Here is a 9,884-nt window from a genome sequence, read left to right on the forward strand (position 1 = left end):
AATGATTGTAGATTCATTACACATGATTCTTGCAGAGTCAGGACTATTCAAGTCAATAGTTCAGGCAACTGATGGTGTCGATGCCTGTCGAAAATTAGACAATCAAAAATTTGATCTTATTGTTGTTGATATCAATATGCCAAAGCTTGATGGTCTTGGGGTGATAAAACATATTCGTGACAATCAAGAAGTTGATCCTGAGATTCTACTTATCTCAGGAGGTTTTAATCACGAGAATGTTCAAATAGCTTCTGACTTTGATATCAAGTATGTCCTTGCGAAACCTTTTAATGCTAAAAAGTTTGTGGGTAAACTCACTGAAATATTAAAAGAGATGAAAAAAGGAAAGACTCGCGCGGCCTAACAGAAACAGCAAAAACTGCTCCTCTATAATGGGGGTGAACTACACTCACCTCCATGAAATCACTACTGAATCAAAACAATTTGCTCAACTGCTGAAGAACTCAGTAAGTAAGACATTGTTTTTAAATTAAAAGCCAAGCTATCCAACCCCACTTCTGTACAGCAGTTTTAAATTTTAACATCTCGTGCTTTAATTTTCTTTAATGGAACACGCTTTTGCGCAAGTTTTTTGAAAGTCACAACAATTTTCTCCTGCTCCACTCCAAACTTAGCGGAAGATTCAATAATATCCCCAGGCAATTGAATGGACTGTTGAAACTGTTGCTTACTAACTGAATAGCTATCTTTTTGGCCTAGAAACTTATTTTCAATAACTTTCTCACCTTTAATTGTGAGCACACCATCTTTAATATCAATATTAACTTTATCCTTATTAGGATTTAGAGCAATGATTAATTTCTTATGCTCCTTAGTTTGTACCCAGTTGGTCTTAATATAAGTATGGCCATACTTAAAGAGTTGATGATTGAGGTTTCCAAATGCTCCTTGTTTGCGAAGCTTCTCCATAAGTTTTTCAACTCTTTGATTGAATTCTTCCTCATCTTTTAACATCGAATTGATTAAGTCTCTTTGACGATTCATGATGTCTTGGAATTGCTGATCGAGATCTGCGGTTTGCGCACTAACACAAAGCGAGCTGAAACTCAGAAAAAGAGAAAAGCAGAGAGATTTATAGTTCATGACGTTTGATTACCTCATCAATTTTTGCAGCAAAGATAAAATCACTTTCAACTAAATTATCTATCTTGTGTGTCCACAAATCAATTCGCAATTTTCCAAAGGAAATATAGAGATCAGGGTGATGCCACTGCTCATCGGCCAAAAGAGCGATCTCGTTGGCCACGGCCATTGGTTGCGCAAACTTCTCACATGTAAGCTCCAGAGATAGCCTCTTTCTCTCGTTGGTAAAGGTCCATCTTGAATCAATTTGATTCTTATATTTATCTTTTAAACTATCTTCAAGTGCAGGGACTCCCCCTTCACAAGGGATACATCTTTTTTGACTTAATAGAGTTTCTTCGCTCATCAAATCCTCCGTTTTTAGAAGTTTAAAAGTTCATAGACATCAATAGCTGGCTCCTCATAAGGATGGGCCAGACGTAAGGCCTTTAATACTTCTTCTATTTTACCATCTGGACAGATAGTTTCAACGCGAAGCTCCACAACTTTTTCAACTTTATTCTGACTTCCAATGTAAGGATTTGCCCCATCTAAGGGTCTAAACTGGCCGATTCCCTCCATCTCAAAACAGCAGTTATCGTAGTTGCCAATAGTGCCCGCACCTGCCTTAAATACAGCATTCTTGACGTTTTCAGCATCATTTTTAGGGACAAAGAAGACGATTTTCTTCATATTTACTCCAAATGAGATTTTTACAATTTTCTAACATTTTCTTAACTTTACACTAACATAGTGGACACCTGACGATTTTTTTTCAACAATTATTAAAAGGCGAATTAAGGATTAGAATTCAAAAATATGCGCAAGCTCTTCAAGGAGGAATATGATGAGTAAAGTGAGAAACGGATTTCTAGCGCTAGCATTAACAATGCTGACGACAAATGCAATCTCATGTGACATTGACGGTATTACTGGAATCGTAGAGGAAAACTCTATGTACATCCCAGTTGGTGCGAAGTCAGCAGGTGGATTAACAGAAGATCAATTCAACAGAGTTATCGATAAAGTAGAAAAGGTTTACAAGCCAATCATCAAAGAGATGGGTGCAAATCTTGTTATCGAAAGAAAGTGGGATGACGGAACAGTTAACGCTTATGCAAGACAATCTGGAAGTACATGGCACGTAGCTATGTTTGGTGGACTTGCACGTCACGAAACAATTACAGAAGATGGTTTCGCAACAGTAGTATGTCACGAAATCGGACACCACATTGGTGGAGCTCCAAAGAAGAGCAGCTGGTGGGGATCTTCTTGGGCATCAAACGAAGGTCAAGCTGACTACTTCGGTACATCTAAGTGTCTAAGAAAAATGATGGAAAACGAAGACAATGCAACTATCGTTGCTAACATGGATATCCCAGCACACGTAACTAAGAAGTGTAACGCTAACTTTACAAATGCTGAAGACATCACAATGTGTCAAAGAGGGTCAATGGCAGGTCTTTCACTTGCTAACCTATTCAGATCTCTTAGAAACCTTTCTCAAGAGCTGAAGTTTACGACTCCAGATTCAAATGTTGTTTCTTCAACAAACCACAATCACCCAGCTCCACAGTGTAGACTTGATACTTACTTCCAAGGTGCACTATGTGATGTTGATCACAACACAGATGTTGACCAAGACGATGCTCTAATCGGTACTTGTAACAGAGTCGACAACTATGTTGACGGTGTAAGACCAAAGTGTTGGTACAAGCCATCTAACTCATAATTAATTAGAGATAGAAAATACGAGGGAGGCATTGTCCTCCTTTTTTTTTTATAAACTGAGAAATTTAGGAAGGTTGTAATTCTCGACAAGCCTCGAGCGATGAATCCTGATATTTTCAAGTTTTTCTTCACAAGAGATCCCATCAAAACAGAGATAGTACTTTGCCGGCCCATAGTGCTCAAGCCTACCAGTGGCAAACTCTCCTTCTACCTTCTCAACAATAAATCTTGCATGAAGACGATCAACGCTATTAAACTCCTCACCACTTTCATCACTTGTATAACTTGAAAATGGAAGGACACGATAAGTTTTAGAAACTTCCACCGATGTTAATTCGGCCAAAGGAGCGGAGTTATTCTTCTTCACAACCTCACGAGCATCAACAACAAATCTCTTATCTTCGAGCATGATGGAATTAAGGGCCACAATCGTTTCATTATCCCAACTATGAGCAGATACAGTTCCAATATTAACCCATGCCATGGACTCATTTCGACAAAAGAATGAGGCCCCTGAATCACCAATCATAGTGACGGCACCAAAGGGATCATTCACGATGAGTAGGCCATTCTCTAAGTTAATTTTTTGAGTATCAGTTCTCACTCCGTGAAGTTTTCCCGTTCCTTGATACCAAGGATTAAGACCCACTCCAAAGAAGGCGCATTCTCTTGATTCCTTTAATAAACCCTCTATGATCTTCTCTTGCATAAGAAGAGGTTGAACAGCTCCCTCAAAGGGCTTTTCAAGCTTTAGAAAAGCATGGTCATATCTTCTTTGATAGAGATCTCTCTTTATCGCTTTCTTAGAGAATTTCTCATGCCCTATTTCTTTGATAACTTGAGAGCTAAAGCCTGATTGACAACGAACTTCAATTTCTGTCGCTTCTTTCAAGCAGTGAGCAGCAGTCTTAAATGTCGTAGCATCAACCATAGCACCTGAGCAGTGGTAAACTTCGTCTCCACTACTAAACTCAGCAAGGCACGCCGTGACAGGGATCTCTTGGTTTGAGACCAAATTCCCCAATGACCCCATGGCCGATAGTGATATCAGCGAGAGAGCAAAAATAGTGCTGAGCTTCTTCATAAATTCCCCTTCAATTAAACTTCTCACTTCATAGCACTAAAACTGATTTCAGCGCTAAAAAGGGGGGATTTCCTGTAGATTTTTCAGCTCCAAGTCTCTAGAAACACGAAAAAAAGGAGGCCCAATGACCTCCCTCTCTCACTTAAATAAGCAATTCGTTGTGATTTGTTGTGTATTTATTATAAGAGCCCGATTTCTCTTAATCTTTGATTGAGGAATTCACCAGCAGTGATATCTTCATACTTCTTCCCTTCCCCAACACATGAAGGAAGACAAGCAAGTGAAGCATTTGAGTGAGGGTGAACAAAGAATGGCATCGAGTATCTCTCTGTACCATCATTGTCTGGATTGATTACCCTGTGAGTTGTCGCAGGAAGAACGTCATTCGTTAATCTTGACATCATATCACCAGAGTCAACAACCAGTTGTCCAGGCCTAGAGTTAACATCAAGCCATGTCCCATCTCTATCTAAAAGTTGAAGACCTGAAGCAGTAGCTCCAACTAGCATTGTAATAAGGTTAATATCTTCGTGAGCTGCGGCCCTAATTGAATTCTGTGTATCTTGTCCCTTAGTTGGCGGATAATGAATTGTTCTTAGGATTGAATTTCCATCATGAATCATATCTGCAAAGAAGTTCTGAGGAAGATCAAGTCCTTTTCCAATCGCCTCTAAAAGAACGCCTGCTGTCTGATCCATTGAATCGTAGAGCTCTCTAAATGCCTTTTCAAAATTAGGAACTTCACTTGGCCATACATTATCAGGATAAACACCTTGGTATTGAGAATCAGCGCTAAGAGTACGCCCTACGTGCCAAAACTCCTTAAGGTCTGGGTTTGGATTACCTTTGGCGTGCTCCATTCCAAATGGAGTGTAACCTCTTTGACCACCCATAACACCAGCGTAGTTTCTCTTTGTTTCAATTGGAAGAGAAAAGAATTCTTTTACCATATCATAGGCCTCATCAACCTTGGCCTGCTCTACAGTGTGGTCGTTGAGGATAATGAAACCATATTCTTTAAGACCAAACATAAGTTGATCAACGAATTTAATCTGATCTGCTGAGTCACCATTAACGTAACTTAGTAAACTAATCTCTGGAACTTTTCTTAATGTTTCATTCATATCTCACCCCTGTGAATTTCAAGTTGTAGCTACACTAACAAATATTGAGATTAAGTCAAACTCATAAATTATATTAACTCTATCTAATACCTGAATTTTCTCATGAATTTCAACAAGTTAGAGGCTCGCCTTTTAAAAATCATATCCTATCTATCTAAATATTAGATAAGAAAGAAGGTTTCAATAGGAGTTATTTGAAGATTGTTGAACCAACTCTTAGGTAATCGGCACCAGCTTTTAAAGCGTGAATATAGTCAGAGCTCATGCCCATTGAAAGAGAAAGTGTGAGGTCTAAGCTTTTTTCTAACTGATTTCTTAGGGAGCTTAATTTAGAAAAGCATTCAATTGCCGCGGCCTCTTTATTTTCGGCCCGCAGCTTTCCCATTGTCATAAGACCAGCAAACTCTAGTGGCGAGTTTTTATTCTGGGCAATCAAATCGAGAAAGTCTTGTAACTCGGCCTCAGATTTAATTCCCCCCTTCTCCTCTTCATCAGATGTATTGATCTGCAGGAAGAATTTCACTGGGTGTTGGATTTCTTGATAGAACTTTTTGAGATGCTTTAGAGAATCAATGGAGTGAATAGCAAAGAGATTTGGAACACTCGCGATTTCTCGAATCTTATTACTCTGAATATTTCCAATGAAGTGCCACTTAATATCATGCTCAAGCTCCTTTGCTTGAAGGGCCTTTGGCATCAAGGAGTCAATGCGATTCTCCCCAAAGTGACTTTGGCCTGCTTGATAAGCCTGTGCGATGGCATCGTATTCAGAGTATTTCGACACGGCCACAAGAGTGACCGTATCGACAGTTTTATTTTCTTGAATTTGTTTGAGAACCTGATTGAGGTTTTCTGAAATTGACATCGAGATGACTATTCTTCTTTCTTCTTAAAAGAGAATTTTGCATTCACTTCGACATCATATTCTTGAAGAACTTCTTCTAAGAGTTTCTTAGGATCAACTTTTGAAAGGTGGTTACCAACCTCTTCTTTCATAGAAGTAATAAACTCTTCTTTAGAATTCTTAGCATTTTGTAGAAGTCCATTTACAATGTCCTTTGGAAGAGGAAGATCTCCAAGGATATTCTTAACTGATTCCTCAGTCATAAAAGCGGCCCCAACACCAATTGAGACAACCTTCTTAATCACATCACCTAAACCAGAGTCTTTCTTATCTTCTGACATATTCAATCCTTCTTAAAGATTCTTTGCTCTTTCACAAACACTTTTCATCATCGACGGAAGTTGTGTTTCAGTAAGTTTCTTCGTTACTGTACCTGCGCCTGGGAAGAAACCTTTAATATCGAGTTCGATATTATAAGTGACTTCAGTTGTTCCATCACCTAGATCATTTAACTCCCAAGAGCCCTCATTAACTTTGAAAAGATCACCGTGGTCAAAAGACCATGAAACTTTCTTCGGCTTATCGTGCTTAAGATCAAGAGTGTAAGTAAGCTTCTTAATCATATTGATATTATATGTAACTTTCGCACCCTTATCAGAGAAGTCTTCAACCTCAACACTATCAACACCGACCATAAAGTCAGGGTAAGAGGCATAGTCGACGATCACTTGGTAGACATTCTCAATTGGGGCATCAAATACTTCAGTACGTGTTGCTTTTGCCATTTAGACTCCTTTCTAAAACTAGTTTCCTAGTATCTTGGCTTTGTATCAAAGTGGTGTTCTGCCGTAATCTTTCTGATTGTTCCCGACTGACTTCTCATAACAACAGAGTGAGTTACCGCACCCCATGGCTTGAACTGAACACCTTGTAAGAAGTTTCCTGTTGTCACACCTGTTGCACAGAACATAACGTGACCTGAGGCCAATTCTTCAATTGTAAAAACTTTATTAATATCTTCAACACCCATTTTAAGGGCCCTTTCAACTTCTTCATCATTTCTTGGCTTAAGTCTTCCTTGAAAGTCTCCACCAATACATCTTAGTGCTGCTGCAGAGATAACACCCTCAGGTGCTCCACCTGTTCCAAAGAGAATATCAACACCAGAATCTGGCTGGCAGCAAGCAATTGAAGCCGCTACGTCACCGTCACCAATAAGTTGGATTCTCGCTCCAGCATCACGGATTTGATCAATGAGTTCTTTGTGTCTTGGTCTATCAAGAACAACTGCCGTTAAATCTTGAATACGACACTTCTTAGCTTCAGCAAGTCTCTTAAGGTTTTCAAGAGGAGTATCGTCAATATCGATGAGTCCCTTACCTTCAGGACCTACTGCGATTTTTTGCATATATGTATCTGGCGCATTGAGAAGTTGACCCTTCTCAGCGATGGCCATAACAGAAATTGAATTGTAACCACCTGTTGCACAAACTGTTGTTCCCTCTAGAGGATCAAGAGCAATCTCAAGCTTTGGTCCGTTTCCTGAACCAACTTTCTCTCCAATATAGAGCATTGGTGCTTCATCACGCTCACCTTCTCCAATAACGACTGTGGCATCACACTCTACTGAATCAAGCATTGTTCTCATAGCATCAACAGCTGCTTGGTCAGCGGCTTTTTCATCTCCACGACCCATAAGTCTCGCACTCGCGATAGCGGCCATCTCAGTTACACGTACAAATTCTAAGGCAAGGTTTCTGTTCATTTCTCTTCCTTTATATAAAAATTCCCAACTAATAATTACTATTAGTTGGGATTATATGATTGTTTTTACAAAGGTGCTAGGATAAATCGTGGACAACTCGCGTTATGAAACGCCAAGTTTTCTATTGATAAATTCAAGGGCCGAAGATGGTAATAACTCTTCATCAACGCTAGTCACAATTCTCTACAGAACTCTAACTTTTCCACATCTAATTGATCATCAATGAGAAATTCAAACTCTTCCTCATTTGAAAGTGGTGTGTCATGGTTTTTCACAGAGAGAATCTTTCCAGAGCTTAAACCAACACCGTCATTCCACTCGACATAGTTATGCATCATAATAACTTGAATTTTACTTATTTCATGATCGTTGTGCTGCCATACAAATAACTCAAAAGGACCATCACAACGCAGCCAATAGGCTAGATTCGCAGGAATCTCCATCTGGTCTTTATACTCATGAATTGGTCTCATGCTCTTTGCGATATTTTCAACCGAAAGAAAGTTCTTCATTTCTTTTTCAATCAAATCACCGCTAAATTCAACCCCAACATTACTCGACTCAACACGTCTAACTGTACCTACAATCTGAACACGTTGAGAGTACCAGTGGATCTCACCCTTAAGAGAATCGCCCTCTTTATAAGAACACTCTCCATCTTTAAGTGAAACTTGCATTCCGCTATAAGAGATATCCTTTACCTCATAACTCTTTCCACCCTCACCTTCTTCTCTAAAGACAAGATAGCTAAATGGGAAGCGAGGAAATACCCTCTTTTCCACTTCTTGGTGTCCAGTTTTAATAAGATTAAGATGTCTCTCCATTACAAATCCTTTTATGATAATTAATGACCTAATTTTAACCCACCCCGCAATTTTTTAGTATGGGAAAAAATGAGCAACTCTGTGGTGGACTACCAAAAAAGCAGTATGTTACCCTTGGTTATGGCCAATAAAGAGGAGTGTATGGAAACACAACAGAGCGATGAATGGCAGATCGATAACCTACCAAATAGGTTGACTTTATTCAGGATCTTTCTCATTCCAATAATTATAATGTCCCTATTCTTTTGCAAGTTTCAAAATGCATGGGTAGGAATTCCGGTTAAAACTCTCGGGTATATTGCAGGTTGGACTTTTGTGGCCGCCTCGATCACAGATTTCTTTGACGGCTATATTGCCAGAAAACGTGGTATCGTCACAGTCTTTGGCTCTTTCCTCGATCCTATTGCGGATAAATTTCTAGTTGTCTCATCTCTTATTCTTCTCCAAGAATTAAATAGAATACCTGTTCTCATTGTTATCGCTCTAGTTCTTAGAGAGATGTATATGACAGCATTGAGACTCCTGGCCTCACAAAGAGGAATTCATGTTCCCGTTAACCAACTTGGAAAATGGAAGACAGCTTTTCAAATGGTGGCCATTCCAATGCTAATGGCATGGGATAAACCATGGGGAATCCCTTTTCCACTAATGGGTTCAATCTTTATTTACCTGGCCTTCTTCTTCAGTGTTTACTCGGCCGGAATTTATACATTTGGTCTCTACCAAAAAGTTAAGGCCGCACGTGCACAAAAGAAGTTAGCGAAATCTAACTCATAAAAAAGGATTTTTATGCCTGAAGAATTTCACGGAAAAAATATACTCATCACCGTCTCTGGTGCAGACCATCCCGGGATTACAAGTCGCCTCATGAAAATTGTCAGCGCTGACAATACAATCATTAAAGATATTGGCCAGTCCGTAACCCATGGACTTCTCTCTCTCAGTTTTGTACTGGAAATCAGCGAAGGCCACGATGCAAACTCCCACGTGATTAAAGATCTGCTCTTTGAGGCCTATAAGATGGGAATGAGCCTAGATTATAAGATCGTTAATGGTGACGAGCACAAGAGTGCCATTGATATGGCGGCCGAGAAATTCATTCTCAACTGTGTTGCACCAGATAGAATCAACTCAAATTTTATCCACGATATCTCATCAACACTTGCTAAGCACGATGTGAATATTCAAAGAATTGATAAGGTCTCACCAGAAGAATTCACTTCACTTGAGATTCTAACAACAGTTCCAAAGAAACTCGATCAGGCCCTTTTAAAACAAGAACTACTTAAAGTATCTAATAATCATAAAGTTGATGTGGCCTTTTTAAAAGATAATGTCTTTAGAAGATCTAAGAGGCTCATTGTTTTTGATATGGACTCAACTCTTATTCAGGCCGAGGTTATTGATGAACTGGCCAAGGCACATGGAG

Annotated in this window: 14 protein-coding genes; 4 read left to right on the forward strand and 10 right to left on the reverse strand. The window is 39.3% G+C overall.

Features of this window, described 5'->3' with window-relative positions; translation table 11 throughout:
- A partial coding sequence (locus M901_RS16380; protein WP_021277498.1) for a response regulator occupies positions 1-364 on the forward strand: 364 nt, incomplete at its 5' end.
- Positions 365-531: 167 nt separating this feature from the next.
- Here the strand turns inward: M901_RS16380 and M901_RS07040 are convergent.
- From M901_RS07040 to M901_RS07050, 3 genes are read right to left on the reverse strand one after another with little or no spacing between them, the layout of a single operon-like run.
- Positions 532-1,104, reverse strand: coding sequence for an Hsp20/alpha crystallin family protein (locus M901_RS07040; protein WP_021277503.1), 573 nt, complete (start codon positions 1,102-1,104; stop codon positions 532-534).
- On the reverse strand, positions 1,094-1,450 hold the full coding sequence (locus M901_RS07045; RefSeq protein ID WP_021277507.1) for a 4a-hydroxytetrahydrobiopterin dehydratase: 357 nt from the start codon (positions 1,448-1,450) through the stop codon (positions 1,094-1,096). Before M901_RS07045 ends, M901_RS07040 begins: the two co-directional genes overlap by 11 nt.
- 14 nt (positions 1,451-1,464) lie before the next feature.
- Positions 1,465-1,776: a YqfO family protein gene (locus M901_RS07050; RefSeq protein WP_021277506.1), complete on the reverse strand. Its 312-nt coding sequence runs from the start codon at positions 1,774-1,776 to the stop codon at positions 1,465-1,467.
- Positions 1,777-1,930: 154 nt separating this feature from the next.
- On the opposite strand from M901_RS07050, the gene M901_RS07055 reads away from it, so the two are divergent.
- The gene (locus M901_RS07055) at positions 1,931-2,815 is read left to right on the forward strand and encodes a M48 family metalloprotease (protein ID WP_157679897.1); all 885 of its coding nucleotides are present in this window, start codon (positions 1,931-1,933) and stop codon (positions 2,813-2,815) included.
- 48 nt (positions 2,816-2,863) lie between these two features.
- Here the strand turns inward: M901_RS07055 and M901_RS07060 are convergent, their stop codons facing one another.
- The 7 genes from M901_RS07060 to M901_RS07090 all read right to left on the reverse strand — a co-directional run bounded on the left by M901_RS07060 (position 2,864) and on the right by M901_RS07090 (position 8,455).
- Entirely contained in the window at positions 2,864-3,898 is a 1,035-nt protein-coding gene (locus tag M901_RS07060) for a trypsin-like serine protease (RefSeq protein WP_021277502.1), read from the reverse strand.
- Between the two features lie 179 nt (positions 3,899-4,077).
- Complete coding sequence (locus tag M901_RS07065; protein WP_021277505.1) at positions 4,078-5,022, reverse strand: isopenicillin N synthase family oxygenase; 945 nt, start codon at positions 5,020-5,022, stop codon at positions 4,078-4,080.
- Between the two features lie 190 nt (positions 5,023-5,212).
- The gene (locus M901_RS07070; protein ID WP_021277495.1) at positions 5,213-5,887 is read right to left on the reverse strand and encodes a YggS family pyridoxal phosphate-dependent enzyme; all 675 of its coding nucleotides are present in this window, start codon (positions 5,885-5,887) and stop codon (positions 5,213-5,215) included.
- Positions 5,888-5,895: 8 nt separating this feature from the next.
- Positions 5,896-6,207 (reverse strand): hypothetical protein, encoded by a 312-nt coding sequence (locus M901_RS07075; RefSeq protein ID WP_021277500.1) that lies wholly within the window; start codon positions 6,205-6,207, stop codon positions 5,896-5,898.
- A gap of 12 nt (positions 6,208-6,219) precedes the next feature.
- Positions 6,220-6,651 carry a type II toxin-antitoxin system RatA family toxin gene (locus tag M901_RS07080; RefSeq protein ID WP_021277501.1) on the reverse strand — a complete coding sequence of 144 codons (432 nt, stop codon included), beginning with the start codon at positions 6,649-6,651 and terminating at the stop codon, positions 6,220-6,222.
- A gap of 26 nt (positions 6,652-6,677) precedes the next feature.
- Positions 6,678-7,631, reverse strand: coding sequence for a class II fructose-bisphosphatase (gene glpX, locus M901_RS07085; RefSeq protein WP_021277504.1), 954 nt, complete (start codon positions 7,629-7,631; stop codon positions 6,678-6,680).
- Positions 7,632-7,804: 173 nt separating this feature from the next.
- A complete protein-coding gene (locus M901_RS07090; protein WP_021277494.1) occupies positions 7,805-8,455 on the reverse strand; it encodes a PilZ domain-containing protein in 651 nt (216 codons plus the stop codon).
- A gap of 105 nt (positions 8,456-8,560) precedes the next feature.
- Here M901_RS07090 and pgsA point away from each other — a divergent pair, with 105 nt between their 5' ends.
- Both pgsA and M901_RS07100 read left to right on the forward strand, forming a co-directional pair.
- Positions 8,561-9,232 carry a CDP-diacylglycerol--glycerol-3-phosphate 3-phosphatidyltransferase gene (gene pgsA, locus M901_RS07095; RefSeq protein ID WP_021277497.1) on the forward strand — a complete coding sequence of 224 codons (672 nt, stop codon included), beginning with the start codon at positions 8,561-8,563 and terminating at the stop codon, positions 9,230-9,232.
- A gap of 12 nt (positions 9,233-9,244) precedes the next feature.
- Positions 9,245-9,884, forward strand: a 640-nt coding sequence (locus M901_RS07100; protein WP_021277496.1) for an ACT domain-containing protein, incomplete at its 3' end; no start/stop codon positions are given.

This window comes from Bacteriovorax sp. DB6_IX (assembly GCF_000447775.1).
Classification (GTDB): Bacteria; Bdellovibrionota; Bacteriovoracia; order Bacteriovoracales; family Bacteriovoracaceae; genus Halobacteriovorax_A.

Bases quoted from the DNA above. Each gene is read 5' to 3' on its own strand.
- M901_RS07050 (WP_021277506.1), bottom strand. From the start codon at position 1,776: ATGAAGAAAATCGTCTTCTTTGTCCCTAAAAATGATGCTGAAAACGTC.
- M901_RS07040 (WP_021277503.1), bottom strand. From the start codon at position 1,104: ATGAACTATAAATCTCTCTGCTTTTCTCTTTTTCTGAGTTTCAGCTCG.
- M901_RS07065 (WP_021277505.1), bottom strand. From the start codon at position 5,022: ATGAATGAAACATTAAGAAAAGTTCCAGAGATTAGTTTACTAAGTTAC.
- pgsA (WP_021277497.1), top strand. From the start codon at position 8,561: ATGTTACCCTTGGTTATGGCCAATAAAGAGGAGTGTATGGAAACACAA.
- M901_RS07045 (WP_021277507.1), bottom strand. From the start codon at position 1,450: ATGAGCGAAGAAACTCTATTAAGTCAAAAAAGATGTATCCCTTGTGAA.
- M901_RS07080 (WP_021277501.1), bottom strand. From the start codon at position 6,651: ATGGCAAAAGCAACACGTACTGAAGTATTTGATGCCCCAATTGAGAAT.
- M901_RS07090 (WP_021277494.1), bottom strand. From the start codon at position 8,455: ATGGAGAGACATCTTAATCTTATTAAAACTGGACACCAAGAAGTGGAA.
- M901_RS07055 (WP_157679897.1), top strand. From the start codon at position 1,931: ATGAGTAAAGTGAGAAACGGATTTCTAGCGCTAGCATTAACAATGCTG.
- M901_RS07070 (WP_021277495.1), bottom strand. From the start codon at position 5,887: ATGTCAATTTCAGAAAACCTCAATCAGGTTCTCAAACAAATTCAAGAA.
- M901_RS07060 (WP_021277502.1), bottom strand. From the start codon at position 3,898: ATGAAGAAGCTCAGCACTATTTTTGCTCTCTCGCTGATATCACTATCG.
- M901_RS07075 (WP_021277500.1), bottom strand. From the start codon at position 6,207: ATGTCAGAAGATAAGAAAGACTCTGGTTTAGGTGATGTGATTAAGAAG.
- glpX (WP_021277504.1), bottom strand. From the start codon at position 7,631: ATGAACAGAAACCTTGCCTTAGAATTTGTACGTGTAACTGAGATGGCC.